This is a genomic window from Paenibacillus sp. FSL R7-0333 (assembly GCF_038000365.1).
GTDB classification, from domain to species: domain Bacteria; phylum Bacillota; class Bacilli; order Paenibacillales; family Paenibacillaceae; genus Paenibacillus_AQ; species Paenibacillus_AQ silagei.
Genome location: NZ_JBBOBZ010000001.1, coordinates 118,057 through 137,555 on the forward strand (window position 1 = coordinate 118,057; position 19,499 = coordinate 137,555).

The 19,499-nt window shown below is 55.4% G+C and carries 17 protein-coding genes and 1 riboswitch; of the genes, 10 read left to right on the forward strand and 7 right to left on the reverse strand.

The window, feature by feature from the left end:
- Positions 1-89: 89 nt before the first annotated feature.
- The 6 genes from MKY86_RS00480 to MKY86_RS00505 form a co-directional block, all read right to left on the reverse strand.
- Positions 90-914, reverse strand: coding sequence for an ATP-binding cassette domain-containing protein (locus MKY86_RS00480; protein ID WP_143803852.1), 825 nt, complete (start codon positions 912-914; stop codon positions 90-92).
- Between the two features lie 80 nt (positions 915-994).
- Entirely contained in the window at positions 995-1,756 is a 762-nt protein-coding gene (locus MKY86_RS00485) for an ABC transporter permease (protein WP_076083469.1), read from the reverse strand.
- On the reverse strand, positions 1,753-2,046 hold the full coding sequence (locus MKY86_RS00490; protein WP_076083465.1) for a thiamine-binding protein: 294 nt from the start codon (positions 2,044-2,046) through the stop codon (positions 1,753-1,755). Before MKY86_RS00490 ends, MKY86_RS00485 begins: the two co-directional genes overlap by 4 nt.
- Positions 2,047-2,098: 52 nt before the next feature.
- A complete protein-coding gene (locus tag MKY86_RS00495) occupies positions 2,099-3,172 on the reverse strand; it encodes an ABC transporter substrate-binding protein (RefSeq protein ID WP_076083462.1) in 1,074 nt (357 codons plus the stop codon).
- A gap of 148 nt (positions 3,173-3,320) precedes the next feature.
- Positions 3,321-3,431, reverse strand: a riboswitch (TPP riboswitch).
- Positions 3,432-3,503: 72 nt separating this feature from the next.
- Positions 3,504-4,955 carry a hypothetical protein gene (locus MKY86_RS00500; RefSeq protein WP_076083459.1) on the reverse strand — a complete coding sequence of 484 codons (1,452 nt, stop codon included), beginning with the start codon at positions 4,953-4,955 and terminating at the stop codon, positions 3,504-3,506.
- Between the two features lie 47 nt (positions 4,956-5,002).
- Entirely contained in the window at positions 5,003-6,187 is a 1,185-nt protein-coding gene (locus tag MKY86_RS00505; protein ID WP_076083456.1) for an MFS transporter, read from the reverse strand.
- Positions 6,188-6,346: 159 nt separating this feature from the next.
- On the opposite strand from MKY86_RS00505, the gene MKY86_RS00510 reads away from it, so the two are divergent.
- The 8 genes from MKY86_RS00510 (at position 6,347) to MKY86_RS00545 (ending at position 13,300) form a co-directional block, all read left to right on the forward strand.
- Complete coding sequence (locus MKY86_RS00510; RefSeq protein ID WP_076083453.1) at positions 6,347-6,766, forward strand: pyridoxamine 5'-phosphate oxidase family protein; 420 nt, start codon at positions 6,347-6,349, stop codon at positions 6,764-6,766.
- 208 nt (positions 6,767-6,974) lie between these two features.
- On the forward strand, positions 6,975-8,009 hold the full coding sequence (locus MKY86_RS00515; RefSeq protein ID WP_076083450.1) for an EAL domain-containing protein: 1,035 nt from the start codon (positions 6,975-6,977) through the stop codon (positions 8,007-8,009).
- 99 nt (positions 8,010-8,108) lie between these two features.
- Positions 8,109-8,783 (forward strand): response regulator transcription factor, encoded by a 675-nt coding sequence (locus tag MKY86_RS00520; RefSeq protein ID WP_036732799.1) that lies wholly within the window; start codon positions 8,109-8,111, stop codon positions 8,781-8,783.
- Between the two features lie 20 nt (positions 8,784-8,803).
- On the forward strand, positions 8,804-10,219 hold the full coding sequence (locus MKY86_RS00525) for a histidine kinase dimerization/phospho-acceptor domain-containing protein (protein ID WP_083685615.1): 1,416 nt from the start codon (positions 8,804-8,806) through the stop codon (positions 10,217-10,219).
- 58 nt (positions 10,220-10,277) lie between these two features.
- Positions 10,278-11,189: an ABC transporter ATP-binding protein gene (locus tag MKY86_RS00530; protein WP_076083443.1), complete on the forward strand. Its 912-nt coding sequence runs from the start codon at positions 10,278-10,280 to the stop codon at positions 11,187-11,189.
- On the forward strand, positions 11,186-11,902 hold the full coding sequence (locus tag MKY86_RS00535) for an ABC transporter permease (protein WP_076083440.1): 717 nt from the start codon (positions 11,186-11,188) through the stop codon (positions 11,900-11,902). The genes MKY86_RS00530 and MKY86_RS00535 overlap by 4 nt, the downstream gene beginning before the upstream one ends.
- Positions 11,903-11,904: 2 nt before the next feature.
- A complete protein-coding gene (locus MKY86_RS00540; RefSeq protein ID WP_076083436.1) occupies positions 11,905-12,642 on the forward strand; it encodes an ABC transporter permease in 738 nt (245 codons plus the stop codon).
- Positions 12,643-12,934: 292 nt separating this feature from the next.
- Positions 12,935-13,300, forward strand: coding sequence for an ArsR/SmtB family transcription factor (locus MKY86_RS00545; RefSeq protein WP_076083433.1), 366 nt, complete (start codon positions 12,935-12,937; stop codon positions 13,298-13,300).
- A gap of 337 nt (positions 13,301-13,637) precedes the next feature.
- Here the strand turns inward: MKY86_RS00545 and MKY86_RS00550 are convergent, their stop codons facing one another.
- The gene (locus tag MKY86_RS00550) at positions 13,638-14,630 is read right to left on the reverse strand and encodes a cation diffusion facilitator family transporter (protein ID WP_076083430.1); all 993 of its coding nucleotides are present in this window, start codon (positions 14,628-14,630) and stop codon (positions 13,638-13,640) included.
- Positions 14,631-14,900: 270 nt separating this feature from the next.
- Here MKY86_RS00550 and MKY86_RS00555 point away from each other — a divergent pair, with 270 nt between their 5' ends.
- Both MKY86_RS00555 and MKY86_RS00560 read left to right on the forward strand, forming a co-directional pair.
- Positions 14,901-17,210, forward strand: a complete 2,310-nt coding sequence (locus MKY86_RS00555; protein WP_143803849.1) for a heavy metal translocating P-type ATPase — start codon at positions 14,901-14,903, stop codon at positions 17,208-17,210.
- Positions 17,211-17,394: 184 nt separating this feature from the next.
- A complete protein-coding gene (locus MKY86_RS00560) occupies positions 17,395-19,422 on the forward strand; it encodes a methyl-accepting chemotaxis protein (protein ID WP_340825605.1) in 2,028 nt (675 codons plus the stop codon).
- Positions 19,423-19,499: the final 77 nt, after the last annotated feature.

The window sequence follows — 19,499 nt, forward strand, 5'->3', positions numbered from 1 at the left end:
AGACAAGGCAGTGCCGAGTCACGAGGACTGTTGTTACCATAGCAAGGGGCGCAACCGTTACAGCTAAGTCACCAGCGCAGCACCCCCTCTTAGCTCTGGCTCTTCGCCTGCTCCTCGCGCATCCACTCTGAGAGCTGGCGCCGCATCCGGAGGAACTCCGGCGAATCGGCGATCTCTTCGCGGCGCGGGCGCGGGAACGGGACCTCCACGGTGTGGAGGACGGAGCCGGGACGCCCGGAGAAGACGTAGATGCGGGTGGAGAGCAGCAGCGCCTCTTCGATGTTGTGGGTGATGAACAGCACGGAACGGCGGTTCTCCTCCCACAGCTCCAGCAGCCAGCGCTGCATCTGCTCGCGGGTCAGCGCGTCGAGCGCGCTGAACGGCTCATCGAGCAGCATCAGCTCCTGCGGTGCGAGCATGGCCCGCAGGAAGGCGGCCCGCTGCTGCATGCCGCCGGACAGCATGTGCGGGTAGGCCCGCTCGAAGCCGCCGAGGCCGATCTTCGCCAGCCAGTGGCGCGCAGCTTCGCGGGCCTCCCGCTGCGGGGCGCCTTGCAGCTCGCCGCCAAGCAGGACGTTATCCAGTGTGCTGCGCCACGGGAACAGCGCGGGCTGCTGCGGCATATAGCTGATCTTGCCGCGCTGCCCGGTCACCGGGATGCCGTTCATGCGGACGGTTCCGGTATCCGGCAGCGTAAGGCCGCCGATAATATGGAACAGCGTGCTTTTGCCGCAGCCGGAAGGGCCGACAATGGAGACGAATTCCTGCGGCTCCACGGTCAGGGACACCTGATCCAGCACCTGCGTCTCCCGGCGGCGGTGCTTGAACGACTTGCTGATGCCGCTGACTTCGAGCGCAGGCGGCACAGTCCGTGTACCCAGGCGTCCGTCTCCGTCCGCCTTCTCCAGTTTAATCCTCGTAAGCTCAGACACTTCGCGTAACCTCCTTCAGTTGATTATAAGTACTTCCGTGTTGGGATATCCTCCCGTGGGCATTAAGCTTCCTTGCGCGGCTTCCAGCGCACCAGCCATCTCTCCAGCAGGGCAATGAGCGCGAATAATACGAGACTCAACAGCACGATAATAGCGATGGCCACGAACATCCGGTCCGCACGGTAAGAGGACTTCTGCAGCAGCATATAGTAGCCGATCCCTTTGTCGGCGCCGATCCATTCCGCCACCACTGCGCCCATCACCGCATAGGTGGCGGAGATCTTGAGGCCCGAGAACAGGGAGGGCAGGGAGCCGGGAAGCTCCAGCTTGCTGAAGATCTGCCACTTGCCCGCACCGGCCATCTTCATATAATTCATCATTACCCGGTCGCTTTGCGTCAGCCCGCCCATGGTCGCAACAGCTACGGGGAAGAAGCAGACGAGGGTGATCAGGATGATTTTGGGCAGCAGGCCGAACCCGAACCAGATAATCAGCAGCGGGGCAAGCGCAATGGAGGGCACATTCTGGCTGAGGATCAGCAGCGGATAGAGGGCTCGCTTGACCCAGGGCAGCAGATGCAGCAGCAAGGCGGTGAGCAGGCCGATGCCTGTGCCGACCGGGAAGCCGATCAGGGTCAGCCGCAGCGTGGCGGCGGTGTGCTCCCAGATCCCGGAGGCGTTGTTCTTCGTCTCACGCGCGATATCCGCGGGGCTGGGCAGCTGGTAAGCCGGGATGTCGAACAGCATGACCGATAGCTGCCATATCCCGACAAAAAAGAGGACCGCCACAAAGGGCGGCCACACTAGCTTCCAGGTGCTTCTCACGGCCGGTATTTCTCCGTCAGCTTCTCCATGCTGATGCCGCCCGGATTATGGGCGATCTTGATCTGTGAGATCATACTCGGACTGCCGGAAGCGATCAGCGCCTCATGCATGTCACGCACAATATCCAGCAGCTCGGACAGCTCGCCTTCCATCGTGGTCTCCAGCGGATTCACCTGATGCTTCACGCCTGACTTTTGAATGACCTCTATAGCCTTGTCCACGTAAGGGATGGAATCCTCGTTGTTCGGTGTCTTGGGAATTACCTGAATGCTGAGCAGTGTGTTAGCCATGATGAATCCTTCCTCTCCAAGTTAGGTATAAGATTCCCGCCATGCGGGCTCATTATGATTCCGGCAAAAATTCATTCGTAAACGTACTCTCCGCATCCAGCGGCTTATCCAGCAGCTTCAGGCCGTACATCCAGTCGGCGTAATTCTTCCAGATCTCAAGCTTCTGCTCACCCCAGCGCGGGGCGTCGTCCTTGTATTTCGGGCTAAGCCATTTCTGGCTGGCCAGCACCAGCTTGGGGTCCAGATCAGGTACAGCATCAGACAAGACCGTCGCGGCTTCTTCCGGGTTATCGATAGCATACTGATACCCCTTGGACGTAGCCTTAAGGAAGGCCTTCACCACTTCAGGATGCTCGGCGATCTCCTTCTCGCTGGTGGTCAGCACCGGTGTGTAGTAATCAAGCTGCGGCGCATAATCCTTAAGATACAGCATATCCAGCGGCTCGCCGCGCAGCTCGGCCTCTACCCCGGTCCACGCATAGAAGATCCAGGCGAAGTCAATATCCCGCTTCACAGCTGTGAAAAAGTCCGCTTCGCCGATATTCACCAGCTTCACCTTGGAGACATCCCCGCCTTCGGGGTCCATAATCGCTTTCATGGCGGCCTGCTCCGCAGGGGAGCCCCAGCCTCCGTACGTTTTGCCTTCAAAATCCTTCGGCGTCTTAATATTGCGGTCCTTCGGAGCCGCGAAGCCCGAGGTATTATGCTGAATGATTGCAGCAATCGATACCAGCGGCACATCCTGCAGACGGGCCAGGGTCAGCGCCTCCTGGGCACTGATGCCGAACTGGGCTTCGCCGGAAGTGACCATTGTATCCGACCCGGCAGCGCCAGGCTGTACAATCTGGACGTCAAGACCTTCCTCCGCGTAATAGCCCAGCTCTTTGGCTGCATACAGGCCGGTATGATTCGTGTTCGGCGTCCAGTCCAGGGCAATCTTGACCGGAGTCAGCGCCTTAGGTGCATCTGTGGGTGCGGCTGCGGTTGCATCAGGTGCAGCCGTGCTGTTACCGGCAGCAGGTGCGCTGGCCCCCGCATTGCCGCTGTTGTTCCCGCCGCCACATCCCGCGACCGTGAGAACCAGCATGGAGCTGAGCAGTAGTGTGACTGTTTTTTTGACTCCCATTTCTCTTTCTCTCTCCTTCCAGCAACCCCTGGTCTTCAGAGCTTACAGAAACCCTATTCCTGTACATACTTAGAATCAAAAAAGCGTCCCGAAGATCGGGACGCCAGTGACTTGCGTGAGGGGATTCAGCTTCAGTACCGCTCAAGGCACTGTGTTGAATGAAGATTCCTACGCTGGCATTATCCAGATCAGGTGTAAGGGTCAGTATCTTGTGGGATACAATCTCAGCCGGCCAATTCCAGCACCCCTGGTTCTATAAAGTTCACGGGTATTGCTATGTTCTTACGGTGTATTATAGACGGCAGCTTCGACATTGTCCACCCTCTGTGTCTTAATCCCTCGTATAATGCCGCTTCTTCCGGCGGCTGCGGATGCCGTTCCAGATCTCTCTCAGCGTTAAGCCGACACTGACGGTAATCCCAGAGAAGGTCAGGAACAGAGCCAGATACTCGAACGCGGAGTACTCCAGCATTTTGCTCCAGTCGATCTGGCCCTTCAGATCCTCGATGACCTGATTCATCCCGTATATCCCGCTGATGACCGTAAATACGGTGAGCACCATCAGGAGTGTATCCCGCCGTTTGGCCTGGAATTTGTCCTGGTACTGGAACAGGTCATTGAGGGTCATTTTCACCTCATCGAACAGAGCATCATTGCCATATACCTTACGCAGCTGAAAAAAAATCTCCCGCCCCTGCGACTGTGAAATCAGCTCCAGGAAGTAGAATTTGGCCGAGAATTTGTTGATCAGGAAGATCAGATTCTCGATCTCGTCGTTATCGTGGTTGATGCGCAGCCGGGAGTGGAGGTTGGCGAGCTTCAGCAGCACGATTTTATGAAAAATACTCAGCAGCATTCCGTAATAATATTCGCCGTACATCTGGCTGATCAGGCCTGCGGCAATCTCCGGCTTCGCCCGGCTCACGCAGCAGAAGGTCTGCTCATTGGTCATATAGTAGGTGTCCGGTCCCCAGCGGCTATAGCAATGCTCCCGGGTGTACTGCTTGATATAGTCTGGATCACTTGCACTCATGTAGGGGCTGCCGTCGATGGTCAGACCATCCACCTGAGAGGCACGGTAGAGCATTTCGACACTGATCTCTTCCTCATCCTCCGGGAGATTAACGCCGTAGAAGGCCTGCACCAGCATCCGTTCATCGACGAAGAAGGGCAGGGTCTCGAAATAATTGCCATTGGTCTCCGCAGGATCGAGATACGGCTCCAGCCCGGCTGCCAGATGCCTGAACACGAAGTCCTCCACCCGGGCAAAAGACTTCTTATGACAATGGATGAAGGTATGCTCATCCTGAACACTCACATCCTCCAGGTTGCGGAACCGGTCGGCGAATTCCAGCACCATGCTGAAGGGGAGATTCTCCTCCTCAATAGCCACTCTTACCGTCAGAAAGCCCAGCTCGAACGGGCAGAGGAACACATCGGTCGACAGCACGCGGAAGGGAACCGTCTGAAAGGGCATTTGCAGCCCGCACAGCAGATCATTGGCCCGGGAAAAGCGGCGGAAGGAATCCCTGTCCTTCTCACGCGGAAACAAGACATGGGCGGCAAACGGAAGATAGCTGCGCTCCATTTTCTCATGGGATACACAGTGGCTCTCTCCGTAATAGGCATGCTCCAGTTCCTTGTTCTCAAGAAAAAAACGCGTAAATCCATCCTTCTGTAAACTCTCAATCAGCTCTTCATCGACCTCGGCCTTGATGGAGAAGGGGAAAATGAATTGCAGCAAGGCGGTATGCAGAGTGGGCTCGGAATGCGGTATAGCCATGGGTGGGTTCCATCCTTATTCGCAGAATATGGACCTTGTAGCTTCAATTACCCGATTCTCCAGGCGGTTACGCTCAGCACGAATAACAGCGCGGCAAAAGCGGCCAAAAGTCCCGAGGTCTGGGCGATCTGCAGATGATCCATGGACCAGCCGGTCAGCAGCGGCAGCACTGCGCCGCCAATTCCGCCGGAGGCGATCATAATGCTGGGCGTGGATTCTTCCGCGCCGGGCAGCAGCTTGCTGGAGAAGACCAGCGCGATCGAGAAGATGCCGGACATGAACAGGCCAAGCAGCAGGATGATCGCAAAGGCGGCAAGCCGGTGACCGGCGAACGGGAAAATAACGAGCAGCAGCAAAGCGGCAAAGCAGCTGACGAGCACATAGATGCGGTAGGAAATCTTCTCGGCGATGACACCGGCGAACAGTCTGCCCGCCGACATGGCCAGCCAGAAGAAGGTCACCGTGAGTGCAGCCGCGGCCTCGCTCATGCCCAGCTTCGCAATGAAGATCGCCGGCATGAAATTCACCAGGCTCATCTCAGTGCCTACATAGAGAAAGAAGAACAGAATGAACAAGCCCAGCACGACCCATTGCTTGCCCTTGTAGGGCAAGGACAACCGTCTGGTGGTTCCCGCTTCCGCTGCCACAGCGCGGTCAGGGCGGGCAGGCCGCTCATTCAGCGCGCTGTCCAGCGGGCCGAATCTGCTCTTCGCCCAGAAGAGCAGCGAGAGGAGGGAGAAGGCGGCAACGATCAGGAAGGCCAGCCTCCACTGCCCTGCGGCAATCAGCGGACTGGCCGCCAGCGGCATGAGCAGCGCCCCGACACCGAACAGCACCTCCAGCCGGCTCATGGCAACCGCCGTTCCTTCGGTGACTGCGGCTATAATAATCGTGCCGATGACGGCTTCGATCATCCCGAAGCCGAACCCTGCGGCTACGGCAATTACGTACATCCAGCCCCAGGGCGGGAGGAAGGCGTAGGTAATCTCGGCGCTGAACAGCAGGCCGGTGGCAATCAGAATGCCGCCGCGCTTGCCGAACCGCCGGTTCAGCAGCGGCGAGACCAGTACGCCGGCCAGGAAGCCCGCGAACTGGCTGAAGATCAGCTCGCCCCCTGCACTGTAGCTGCGGTCATAATGCTGGAGCAGCACTGGAAGAATGGAGCCCAGGACGACATGGGCGAGGCCGATTACGAAATAGGAGAGACAGCCGATCCAGATTAGTTTTTTCAAGAATAAGACTCCTTATGAATCAATTTATGAACAGATGGCGGGATTCAGAATGAACGGGAAGGGTACACTATATTAGGCACAGGTTAATCATAAATCCAAACCGTGGACGTGAATATATAAACTTATATTCACATGAATTTGAAGGGAGCTGTGACGTCAATGGATAACAAAGAGCTGGAGAAAACAATCATACAGGTACTGGACGATAACAGGTTCGGTTCCTTCGGCACGATTGAGGCCGGTAACAAGCCTAAGGTGCGTTACATGGCGATATTTCATGACGGACTGTCCATCTATCTGGCAACTAACCGCAAGACTCATAAGGTAGAAGAGCTTCAGGATAATCCGAATGCTAGTCTCTTGCTTGGCTATGAACAGGGCGGCGGTAAGAATGTACTGGAGATTGAAGCTACAGTTGCTGTGACGAAGGATGATAGCTTGCGCTCTAAGGTATGGAATGAATCCCTGGAGAAATGGTTCAAGGGACCGGATGATCCCGATTATGTCATTCTTGAGCTGTCCCCTTCGCGGATTGAATATATGGGCAAGAACGGTGAGCACGGGGTATGGCAGTCTTAAGCGGTTGTCTCCGGTAAAAGGATGGCAGTGGCCGGTAACGGATAAGTTCCGCCTAAGCCTAAGTACTATATAGTCCGGCAATCCGGGCCTCTTAGGAACCTTCATGGTTCAAAGGGGGCCCTTTCTGCTGCTGCTTTTCGGATTGTGCCGGAGGAATCATGATATAATGGCCTCAGGTTATCGACATCATGAGGCGGAGGGGATTGCCATGAACTGTGTTGATTGTGCTGACATCGACCCGATTGAGGATCAAGGGGAGCTGAAGCTCCGCCCCTGCTCTGATCCGCTGGCTGCTGCCATCCGGAATGCCGGTTATGAAGTATTTCAGACAAGCAAGACCTGTATCATTCCATATCATAGTAAGGAAGAGCTGTTGAAGCTTATAGAAATGCTTGTGGCGGCTAAGGACATAGCGGACTCCTTATCCGTATGCGTTAAGAGCAAAGGTGCTCCTGCGGCTCCGGACCGGTGGCTGACCTTCGATCAGCTGAAGGTCCGCTTCGCTAACGAGAATCTGGTGTCCATCATTATGAGCCATGATTTTTGCAGCCACATGCAGCCGATTGTGAATTTCAGCGAGGAGATTGTCGGCTTTGAATTTCTGCTGCGCCCGCTGCCCCAGGGCAGTTATTTTCAGCCCTATGAGCTGTTTGAGATTGCCCGGCGGACAGGATTTCATTCCTTCCTTGACCGGGCCGCCCGGATCTCGGCGATCGAGACCGGCAGTAAGCTGCTGCCTAAGGGCATCAAGCGGTTCATTAACTTCCTGCCCTCTTCTATTTATAATCCCAAGTATTGTCTTACGCATACCTTCGAGGCGATCCGGAGGCTGGACCAGGACCCGGAGGATTATGTATTTGAAGTTGTGGAGACCGAGCAGATCAGCGATATTCCGCATTTGCATGCCATCTTCGCTGAATACCGCCAGCAGGGGATGCGGGTTGCGCTGGATGATGTCGGCGCGGGCTACTCCACGCTAGAGCTGATGTCCCTCCTTCAGCCGGATTATGTCAAGGTTGACCGTAGTCTGATCAGCTTCTGTGACCGGGATGAGGGGAAGCAGCGGATGCTTAGGGAGATTATCTCCAGGGCCGGAGAATTCGGTGCAAGCCTGCTGGCCGAAGGCATTGAACGCCGTGAGGAATTCCTGATCTGCCGTGATCTCGGTATGGACTTGGGACAAGGCTATCTGTTCGGGCTGCCGGAGGATAAGCCGCCGGGAAGGTTCGGAATTACGGCCTGAACAGCAAGTATGATTCTCCCCGGATACCGGCAGACCTCAAGACTGCCGGTATCCGGGGATTTGTTTTGCCAGTTGAAGAAAGAAAGGACGGAGAACAACGTGAGTGTAACCCTATTGTACGTAGAAGATGACCGGGAGATCGGCAGTGTCGTAGCTGCAGATCTGCGGGAACGGGAATATGCTGTGCGCTGGCTGGAGAGCGGAGACGGGGCGCTTGAAGCTGCAGAGGGCTGCCAGCTTGCGATTCTGGATGTGATGCTGCCGGGGCTGGACGGCTTCACCGTCGGCCAGCGGCTGAAGCGGGCTTATCCGGAGCTGCCAGTTCTGATGCTCTCGGCGCGCACCTCCATTGACGATAAGCTTCAGGGGCTGGACTTCGCGGATGATTATCTGACCAAGCCGTTTCATCCCGATGAGCTGGCGGCGAGAATCGAGGTTCTGCTGAGAAGAAGCGGCGCTGCCGCGCCCGCTCAGTTGACCCTTAAGCATCTGGTTGTCATACCGGGGAGCAGTGTGGTCACTGAAGCTGCGACCGGACGGGAAATTATGCTTACCGGTAAGCAGTTTCAGATCTTCTCTTATCTGCTGCGGCATCTGGGCCAGATTCTGACCAAGGAGCAGATCTATGAGGCGGTCTGGGGGGAGAGCTATATCGAAGGCGACAAGACGCTGATGGTACATATCCGTTATCTGCGCGAGAAGCTGGAGCTTGATCCGGCCGCGCCGGAGATTATTGAGACGGTCCGGGGGATCGGCTACCGGGTGAGAGGGTGAAAGGGGCAGGGAGTTTCCAGTTGCTGCACCGTTCGCTGCTTTTTCGTTATCTGCTGATTATTGTAGCTGCACTGCTGTTCGTGCCGGTTGTTATTCCGCTGACGATTGCCGTATACAGCATCTTCGCGGGGGCTACTCATACAAGTCCACCCAAGGAGTATGAACAGTATTCCAGTATAGATAAGCTGGAGATTCTGTGGCATGAGGAAGCGCGCAAGCTTCTTGGTGAACCCCCGGCGGATATTACCAAGCGGCTGTCGGCCTTAGGCGAAGCCTATCCGCTGTCGAGAATATTCTGGGTCGATCCTGCGGGCACAACACAGCTGGTGACAGAGCCTTCAGGACCGCCGCTGCTCTTGACGGGAGAGGCTCCGGCTGTTCCCGCCCAGTGGAGCGCCGCTGAAGCGGTATCCTTCATGAAGGACAGTGCGGCGCTGAAGCCGCTGGCGATTGTCGCTTTTATAGGAGACCGGGCAGAGGCCGCAGAGGGCTTCATGGTCATGCAGATTCCTGAGGATATTACGGAGAGCAAATATGCGGCAGGACTGGATAAATGGTATACGATTGCCATGCTGGTGTTCTTCCTGCTGTTCATCACCAGCTCCTGGTTCTTCTTCATCATGATCCGCAGAAGACTGCTGCGGCTGCAGACCGCTATGGTGTTCACCGGGCAGGAGGGCTTGCCGCAGATTGTTCCGCCGGGGAAGCCGGATGAGATCGGGCGTCTGGAGGAAGCATTCAATACCATGGTGACGGAGCTTAAGGCAGGCCGTGCCAGAGAGGCGGAAGAAGAGGCGCTGCGCAAGCGGCTGGTGGCCGATCTGTCGCATGATCTGCGGACTCCGCTGACCGTCATTCGCAGCCACCTCCATGTACTGGGCAAGGAGCCGTTGTCACCGCACGGCCAGTCCTCCCTTGAGCTGATGGATCAGCGGATTGAGAGCCTTGGCATCCTAATTGAGAACCTGCTGTCCTACAATCTGCTGAACAGCGGACGCATTGCGCTGCACCCGGAACGCCGGGATGTGCTGAGACTGGTGCGGGAGAGCGCCGCCGCCTGGTATCCGGTGTGGGAGAAGGAGGGGTACCAGATCGATATTGATCTGGAGGGAGCGCCGCTGTACTGGGAGATCGATGACAGCTGGTTCCGCAGAGTGCTGGATAATCTGTTCCAGAACATTCTGCGTCATGCGCGCAGCGGATTATATGTTGGAATACTTACGGAGATCCGTGAGGGCAACCGGGTGATTATCATCTCCGATCACGGCGGCGGCCTTGCGCAAAGCACGGACTCCGCAGGAGCCGGCCTGGGCCTGTCGATTGTCGATCTGCTGCTGAAACGGATGGACCTGGAATGGAGCATGGAGAACACGGCGAAGGGGACCGAGGTTGTGATCTGGAAGCGGGACGCCCCGAACAATTTAAACAAAATTTAAACTTGCTGCTTCCGTGCTTTTAACCTTGGGGCGTTATGCTGTTACCGAGGTGAAGAGAATGAAGGATACAGTGATAGAGACAAGAAATCTGCTTAAGGAATACCGCGGCCGTGCGGCAGTGAAGAACCTGAATCTCAATATTACAAAAGGGGAAATCTACGGCTTCCTCGGACCGAACGGTGCCGGCAAGACAACAACCATCCGCATGCTGCTCGGCCTGATCAAGCCGACCTCCGGCAGCATTGAAATCTTCGGCAAGGAGCTGCGCGCGAACCGGATGCAGATTCTGCGCAAGGTGGGCTCACTGGTGGAATCGCCGTCCTACTACGGGCATCTGAGTGCATGGGACAACCTGGAGGCGATCCGCCGGATTCTGGGTGTGCCCAAGGTGCGCATTGCCGAGGTGCTGGAGATCGTATCACTAACCGGGGAGGAAAAGCGGCCGGTCAAGGGCTTCTCACTGGGCATGAAGCAGCGGCTCGGGATAGCGGCAGCCCTGCTGGGCAGCCCGGAGCTGCTGATTCTCGATGAGCCGACCAACGGGCTGGACCCGTCAGGCATACAGGAGATCCGCTCCCTGATTAAGCGGCTGCCCGGAGAGCAGGGTATTACGGTTCTGGTATCCAGCCATCTGCTGAGCGAGATTGAGCAAATGGCCGGTACGGTCGGCATTATCCGCGAGGGGCAGATGGTCTATCAGGATACTATTGCCCATCTCCAGCAGCAGGCGGCCGGCCATCTGCGTCTGGCTTTATCCGAGCCGGAGACTGCGCTGATGACGGCGGTGCGGCGCGGCTGCGGCGGCGAGCTGCAGGAGGGCCGGCTGGTCCTGCCCCGGATGAGTGATGCGAGAGTATCGCTGCTGGTCAAAGAGCTGGTCGAAGAGGGCCATGCGATCTACAGGGTAGAGGAGCACAGGCAATCTCTGGAGGAATTCTTCCTGCAGGTGGTCGGGGGAGGGGAGCTATGATGTGGCGTGCGCTGTCAGCGGACTGGCTTAAGATCCGCGGCAAAGGCATTTGGTTCCTCGCCTTCCTCGGCCCGCTGGGTCTTATCGCCATGCAGGGGCTGAATTTCGGCCTCCGCTATGACTATCTTCGCGGGCAGTACCGGGAGGACCTGTGGGGTGGCCTGCTCAGTGAGGTCGTACCCTTCGTACCGATTGCCCTGTATCTTGGAGGCACACTGATCTGCTCTCTGATTGCGAATGTCGAGCATCAGACCAGCGCCTGGAAGCAGCTTCTGGCGCTGCCTGTCTCCCGTACGGCTGTGTTCATGGCGAAGCTGCTGCTCTGCCTGCTGTTGCTTATCGTGTCCTGCCTGCTGTTGTCGGCAGGAACTGTCGTCCTCGGGCTGCTGCTCGGATTCGGCGCTCAGCCGATACCGCTTGCAGATGTCCTGCGGATAGGCTTCGCCGCTTATGCTGCGGCCATGCCTGTCATTGCACTCCAGCTGTGGCTCTCTCTATCCAGCCGGAACCAGACCCTTCCGGTATCGGTGGGATTGACCTTGTCGCTGGTCAGCCCGTTCGGTGTGTACTTCACGGAATGGTTCCCGCTCTCCTGGCCGGTCTTAGCCTGGAGTGATCCGCGTCCTTGGCTGTTCAGCGGAGCCGGCCTGTTGCTTGGACTCCTGGTAATCCTGCCTGGAGCCATACATTTCGCGCGAAAGGATGTGGACTGAATATGCGGACTTTTCTGCGAATAATGTCTGCGGAGTGCATGAAGATAGCCGGATTCCGCACCTGGCTGTTAATACTGCTCAGTCCGCTGATCTCCCTGCCGATAGGCGCGCTTTCGGACATGCAAGAGGATAGGGTGATAACCTGGCAGGTTCTGCTGAGCACAATGTCAGCGGTACATGCGCTGCTGTTTCTTCCGGTACTCTCTGGACTCTTCGCTGCTTTAATCTGCCGCAATGAGCATAGTGACGGCGGCTGGAAGCAGCTCCTGGCGCTTCCGGTTACACGAACCTCCGTCTATTTTGCCAAATATGCATTAATTGTAGCGCTGCTGGGTGCGGTTCAGCTGCTGTTTCTTGCAGGGGTTCTGGGAGTGGGGTGGTATCGGGGTGCAGAGGGGGGAATTCCCTGGGGGCTGCTGCTGAACAGCCTGTTCGGAGGCTGGTTTGCCTGCCTGCCGCTGGCTGCACTGCAACTGGCGATATCTCAAGGCTGGAGCAGCTTCGGCGCCCCGCTTGCGCTGAATGTCTGCTTCACCATTCCCAATATACTGATTGCCAACTCCTCCACCTACGGTCCTTATTATCCATGGGTACAGCCGGTGCTGGCCATGTCCCCCTTCGGCGAAGAACGGTTCGGCGCCTTCAACCTGCCGCTGGAGAGCCTGATGATTGTCGTGGCGGGGAGCCTGCTTCTGTTCCTGGGTGCTGGCTTGATAGCCTTTTGGCGTAAGGCGGTATAAGGTTAGCAGGTATCGGAATGCGGCTGGCGGGAAATGTTAAAACTAATCCTATGTTAGGGTATACGAATTATTTACGTAGGTGATTATGGTAGGTTCGAAGCGAACCCGAACGAAACTGATCATACTAGCTGATCTCGCTGATGGATAGGTATACATCGCCGCATGTTTAAGTGAATTCCCTCCCGTATTTTCTTCTCCATGGACATTGGACGCCATTTTTTCTATAATTAATCGTAGAAGATACTATTAAGCGCCGGTGACACCGGATGAGCATATGGAGGAGGGCGGGAGCATGGAACCAGCGGCACTTGAAGAATGCGACAACACCTGTAATGGTTCCGAACTGGAACCGGAATCGATGGCCTTGATTCTGCCGGACCGTGAGATCACAGATAAGATGGCAGAAATGTTCAAGGCACTGGGTGATCCGACAAGAGTTCGGCTGATCTTCGCATTATCCCAGCAGGAGCTGTGTGTGCATGACTTGTCCTCTATACTGGATATGGGACAATCGGCAGTCTCCCATCAGCTCCGCTATCTGCGCAATCTGCGGATTGTGAAGCGCCGCAAGGAAGGCAAGACCGTATATTATTCGCTGAATGATGCACATGTGGAGCAGATTTTCCTGCAGACCCATGAGCATATCCGGCATGAATAGATTGTCCTGACAGCAAAAGAGGCTGTCCCAAAGCCAGGTAATGGCTTGGGGCAGCCTCTTTTATATTATGATGTGCGATAAACCAAATATATATGGAAAACAGCATACAATCGGTCGTTGTGAGGGCAAGTGGTTCGAATATATATGGAAAACAGCATGCAATTGGTCGTTGTGAGGGCAAGTGGTTCGAATATATGTGGAAAACAGCATACAATTGGTCGTTGTGAGGGCAAGTGGCCGAATGTATGTGGAAAACAGCATACATTCGGCAGGCATACAGAATCGTTAGATTTTCCTCGGACTCTCTCATTCTCCCTTACCCGCTTCCACCTCTTCCTCAGACCGGAAGGTGACCGTGCTTCACAGCAGAATTCTCAATTTGCAGTGTGGAGTGCTGGATGCCGAAATTCTCTTCCACTAATTTAAGTGCCTGCTGCAGCACCTGCTCTGTATTCACCCCGTCTTTGATCAGCAGATGACCGCTGAGAGCATCCAGGCCGGAGGTGATGGTCCAGATATGCAGGTCATGCACATCCTGAACCCCTTCAATTTGAAGTAGCGCCTTTTCGACCTCTTCGGCATTCACGCTAAGCGGAGTTCCTTCCATAAGGATATGGAAGGCCTGCTTGATGACGCCCCAGGCGCTGCGCAGGATGAGCAGGGCGACCAGCACACTGATGATAGGGTCTGCAACATACCAGGAGAACAGGTTCATAATCAGTCCAGCCGCCAGCGCGCCGACGGAGCCGAGAGCATCGCTGATTACATGCAGGTAAGCGCTGCGGATATTGATATTGTCTTTAGCCCCGCTTTTGCGCATCAGTGACCAGGCGCTGACGAGATTGGCCAGCAGTCCGACACTGGCAATCAGCATCATCGTTCCGCTGGCTACCGCCGGAGGGGCGGAGAAGCGCTGGAAAGCTTCATACATAATGAATCCGGAGATTACAAACAGGGTCACCCCGTTGAACAAAGCCGCCATAATCTCAAACCGGTGGAAGCCGTAGGAGTTCTTGGAGGATGCCGGTTTCACCGCGATAATCATGGCCACAAGGCTAAGGGCAAGGGAGGCGGTATCGCTGAGCATATGCCCCGAGTCGGACAAGAGAGCCAGGCTCCCGGTGAACAGGCCGCCGAAGAATTCAAGGAACATAATACCGCCGGTGATAATTAAGGCGATCAGCAGGCCTTTCTTATTATCCGGTGCGTGGGAATGCGCATGTGAATGGGAGTGGGAATGCGAATGCCCGCCAGAGTGCGAATGAGTATGTGATCCAGCGTGTGCTCCAGAGTGCGAATGAGCATGTGAATCGGTTTTGGAATTGTTCATTAGGTAGGACTCCTTTTCAATTAACATATGAACGATTGCTCATATGTTAATATTATGGCCAGCTCAGACAAATTACAAGCTTTTTTATATAGATGAAGAATAGTTTGTCCAAAATAACTCCATCGGCATCCAGATTCTTCACAGTACATAATTAGCCACAATCTGTGGGCTGAATGCATTGACACTGCATGATTCAGGGGAATATAATAGGTGTAAGTTAACATATGAACAAATACTCATATATAGGGACGATCAAGGGAGATGAGTCATTTGAGTACGGTAGAAGACAATGTGAAGCGCAAGTGGGTCCTGGATGGGCTGGACTGCGCGAACTGCGCTATGAAGATCGAGAATAAGGTCAAGAAGATTGAAGGCGTGTCCTCCTGCTCCGTCAACTTCGCGACGAAGACCATGACACTGGAGACAACAGCTGCTGCTGCGGATGAGATCGCGAAGCAGGCTGAGCATACGGTAACCAAGCTGGAGCCGCATGTGAAGCCGCGGGCAGTTCCAGCTTCACGGGCGGTCAAGAAGCCGTTGTCTGCGGAGGGGGCAGCTCAGGTACGCGGCGTAGCGGTTCAAGGACAGGGTCATGTTCATACCCACGGCGAACCGCACGGTCATGAGCATGCCCATGGAGAAGGGCACCAGCATTCACATGCTGCTAAGCATAACCACAGCCAGGAGGAATCACATGGCCACGGACACAGCCATGAGCATGGGGAGGGCGATACGCGCCGCATCCTGATGCGTCTGGGCGGCGGTGCCATTCTGGCTGCGGCCGGGATGTTCCTGCCGGTCAGCGGGATCACCGAGCTGCTGATCTTCCTCGCAGCCTATCTGATTGTCGGCGGAGAGGTCGTCCTCGCCGCTGCCCGGAATATTGTAAGGGGCCAGGTGTTCGATGAGAACTTCCTGATGGCGCTTGCGACCATCGGCGCCTTCGCCATCGGCGAATATCCCGAAGGCGTTGCGGTTATGCTCTTCTATCAAGTAGGGGAGCTGTTCCAGGGGATGGCGGTGAACCGTTCACGCCGTTCGATTACAGCGCTGATGGATATCCGGCCGGAGTTCGCCTATCTGAAGGAAGGCAGTAATCTGCGCAAGGTGTCCCCCGAAGAGGTTAGAGTAGGAGACAGCATCGTAGTTAAGCCCGGCGAGAAGGTTCCGCTGGACGGGATCATTCTGGAGGGCAGTGCGATGATGGATACCTCGGCGCTGACCGGAGAATCGGTACCCCGCTCGACACAGCCGGGCAGCCAGGTACTCAGCGGATTCATTAACCGCAATGGCGTGATTACCATTGAAGTGACCAAGGACTTCGGTGAATCCGCAGTCTCGCAGATTCTGGAGCTGGTCCAGAATGCTACGAACAACAAAGCAAAGACAGAGAATTTCATCACCAAATTCGCCCGTGCCTATACGCCGGTCGTAGTCATAACAGCGCTGCTGCTGGCAGTGGTTCCGCCGCTGGTTCTGAGCGGAGCTACCTTCTCCGACTGGATCTACCGTGCACTGGTCTTTCTCGTTATCTCTTGCCCTTGTGCGCTTGTAGTGTCGATTCCCCTCGGGTTCTTCGGCGGGATCGGTGCCGCGTCGAAGAACGGGATTCTGGTGAAGGGCAGCAACTATCTGGAAGCCTTGAATGATGTGAAGATCGTTGTGTTCGATAAGACAGGAACCTTGACCAAAGGCCAGTTCACGGTAACCGGCAATGTACCGGCGGAAGGCTTCACCGAGCAGGAGCTGCTGCGGGTAGCGGCTTATGCGGAGAGCCACTCCAGCCATCCGATTGCGGAATCCATCCGTGCAGCCTATGGAGAAGCTATTCCGGGTGAAGCCATTACCGGCTATAACGAAATTTCCGGCCACGGCATCGCCGTTACCGTGGAGGGGAAGGCAGTGCTGGCCGGGAATGCGCGGCTGATGGAGCGTGAAGGGATCGCCAGCGTAACCCCGCAGGAGTACGGGACGATCGTTCATATTGCTGTAGATAAGCGCTACGCAGGCTATCTCGTCATTGCAGATGAAGTGAAGGACGATTCGCTTAAGGCCATTCAGGCTCTGAATGCACTGGGAATCCACAAGACGGTTATGCTGACTGGTGACGCCGCGCCGGTGGCCGAGTCTGTCGGCAGACAGCTGGGCATTCAGGAGATTCATGCAGAGCTGCTGCCGGGAGATAAGGTCGCGGCGATTGAACAGCTGGAGCGGGAAAAGGGACCGAAGGAGAAGATCATTTTTGTCGGGGACGGGATTAATGATACTCCGGTGCTGGCCAGAGCGGATGTCGGGATTGCCATGGGCGGACTTGGCTCGGATGCGGCCATTGAGGCAGCGGATATTGTAATCATGACGGATGAGCCTTCCAAAATCGCTTCCGCCATCGGGATCGCCAAACGGACGCGGACCATTGTCTGGCAGAACATTGCTTTTGCGCTGGGAGTCAAAGCGGTCTTCCTGCTGCTGGGAGCGTTCGGAATTGCCACGATGTGGGAGGCCGTATTCTCAGATGTCGGAGTTACTGTACTCGCTGTACTGAACAGCATGCGCGCCTTACAGCCGCCGAAATCGGTATAATCGTGTAAGATGAATCCATAATGAAATAATTATGAAAAGTATAAGCCTTAATGATCCTAATTTTTGGGTCTTAAGGCTTATTTTTATTGTATGTATTATGTTTTTTGTCTATTTATGCCGATATATCAATATATATATTTACAGCATATGGAAGACCAGAATGGGTTTCTAGGGGGATTTTGCGGTGAATGAGGGAAGTGTACGGTCAAAAATGAAAATGAATGCAAAGAATGGAAAATCATTATCGCTGCAAAGCAAGTATTCGCTTGTTATTTTGGCAATTGCTATTGTACCTTTGCTCGGCGTCACGATTTTTTTCATGCAGTACTTCGGGGGTGTAACCAGAGACGACAGTGAGGAGCTGGCCCAGAATATTCTGGAGATGAACACCACACGGATCGTAGAGTGGCTGAATACGCGGACATCTGCGGTTCAGGAGCTGATTGCGCAGCATCCTGAATTCGATACCGCAAGACCAGATACTATTTTTCCCGTGGTCAAGGTACTGGAAGAGAGCGATACGCAGTCCGAAGGCTACAGTGTCATTAACAAGCAAGGTATTCTGGCTAATTCCCTTAAGCTTACGGCGGATGTAGGCCAATCGGCATATTTCATGCAGGCCAAGAAGAGTCTTGCCCCGGCGGTAGCGGAGATGTCTTATCTGGAGCAGCTCAGTAAATATATTATCCCGGTATTCGTTCCCGTAGTGGACAAGGACAAGCAGTTTGGCGGCGGCATCGCCTTCTCGGTGACACCGGACATTCTGATGGAGATGGGCAAAAACATCCACGTGGGCGATACCGGCTACGGATACGTGATCTCGGGCAAGGGTGATTATTACGCCTACTCCGAGACCGAGCGGATCGGCAAGAATATCGCGGATTACGCGAAGACCACAGAGATGAAGCAGGCCGTAGAGCATATTCTCGGCAAGGAAGCAGGCTCGGAAGTTTATAAGGGAGAGGACGGCAAGCAGGTGATTACCTATTTCCGTACCGTCCCGGGCACAGACTGGAAGCTGCTGATTACGGTTCCCAAAAGCGAGATTACCGCCAAAGTCACCTCAGCCCAGCGGATAACCACACTGTTCATTGTAATCATCATTCTGGCGGTCATTGCCTTGGCCTTGTATCTGACCCGTCTGATTGTGAAGCCGATTGTGGCAATCTCCGGGGTGATGAAGAAAGTAGCGGACGGCTATCTCAGCGAACGGGTAACCGTGCGCTCGGGTGATGAGATCGGCCAGATGAGCCAGAGCATTAATGATATGATCGGATCATTGTCCGGCATTGTCGGCAAAATCGATGCTACCGTGGCGCAGGTTGCTGTCTCGGCAGAAAGTGTGCTGAAGTATGCCAATCAGACCTCGAATACGTCGGCTGAGATCGAGACGGTCGTCCAGGAAGTCGCCCAGGGAATGGGCGAGCAGTTCAAAGGCTCGGAGCAGGCGGCCAGAGCTACGGAGGAGATGGCGATCGGGCTGCAGCGGATTGCGGAATCCTCTGTTAATGTGTCCGACCAAGCGGAGACGGTCAGCACGGAGGTCGAGAACGGATATGTGGAGATTCAATCCACACTTAAGCAAATGACTGTAATTAGCGGCGCAGCGGAGGAGACCTCGGCTCTGATCAGCAATCTGAGCATTCAATCCGAACAGATTGGCGAGATTGTTGACGTAATCTCCGAAATCTCCAATCAGACGGGGCTGTTATCTCTCAATGCGTCGATTGAAGCGGCCAGAGCAGGCGAGCACGGGCGCGGGTTCGGCGTGGTGGCGAATGAAGTGAAGAAGCTGGCGGAGCGCACGAACAGTGCCATTGTGAACATTGTGGAGCTGATCCGTCAGATTCAGGAATCCACCAGAGCGGCCGAGGTCTCTATGGAGAAGAGCATTGCTGAGATCGGCGACGGGATGGGTAAAATGCAAAACGTAGGCACCTCCTTCGACCATATCCGCTCGTCCATCCGTGAGGTATCGGTTCAAATTCAGGACGTCTCTGCCGTCAATGAGCAGATGTCCGCCGGGACAGAGGAGATTACAGCCTCCATCTCCGATATGCTGATTATTGCCAGAGATTCTGCCGAGAGCGCCGAGATGGTGGCTGAGGCCTCCACCGAGCAGCGGAATCTGATGGGCCAGGTTGTCACCTCAGCCGAATCCCTCAACCAGCTGATGAGCGAATTGCGCAGCGAGATCGAGAAGTTTCAATAATATCAGGTAAAATCATCGCAAACACCCCTCTGCCCCACAGGTTACTGTGTGAAGCAGAGGGGTGTTTGCGGTATAGG

What these genes read in the sequence shown, in the direction of transcription:
- MKY86_RS00495 (WP_076083462.1), bottom strand. Translation starts at nt 3,172, where the DNA reads ATGGGAGTCAAAAAAACAGTCACACTACTGCTCAGCTCCATGCTGGTT.
- MKY86_RS00535 (WP_076083440.1), top strand. Translation starts at nt 11,186, where the DNA reads ATGATGTGGCGTGCGCTGTCAGCGGACTGGCTTAAGATCCGCGGCAAA.
- MKY86_RS00530 (WP_076083443.1), top strand. Translation starts at nt 10,278, where the DNA reads ATGAAGGATACAGTGATAGAGACAAGAAATCTGCTTAAGGAATACCGC.
- MKY86_RS00500 (WP_076083459.1), bottom strand. Translation starts at nt 4,955, where the DNA reads ATGGCTATACCGCATTCCGAGCCCACTCTGCATACCGCCTTGCTGCAA.
- MKY86_RS00545 (WP_076083433.1), top strand. Translation starts at nt 12,935, where the DNA reads ATGGAACCAGCGGCACTTGAAGAATGCGACAACACCTGTAATGGTTCC.
- MKY86_RS00515 (WP_076083450.1), top strand. Translation starts at nt 6,975, where the DNA reads ATGAACTGTGTTGATTGTGCTGACATCGACCCGATTGAGGATCAAGGG.
- MKY86_RS00490 (WP_076083465.1), bottom strand. Translation starts at nt 2,046, where the DNA reads ATGGCTAACACACTGCTCAGCATTCAGGTAATTCCCAAGACACCGAAC.
- MKY86_RS00540 (WP_076083436.1), top strand. Translation starts at nt 11,905, where the DNA reads ATGCGGACTTTTCTGCGAATAATGTCTGCGGAGTGCATGAAGATAGCC.
- MKY86_RS00550 (WP_076083430.1), bottom strand. Translation starts at nt 14,630, where the DNA reads ATGAACAATTCCAAAACCGATTCACATGCTCATTCGCACTCTGGAGCA.
- MKY86_RS00510 (WP_076083453.1), top strand. Translation starts at nt 6,347, where the DNA reads ATGGATAACAAAGAGCTGGAGAAAACAATCATACAGGTACTGGACGAT.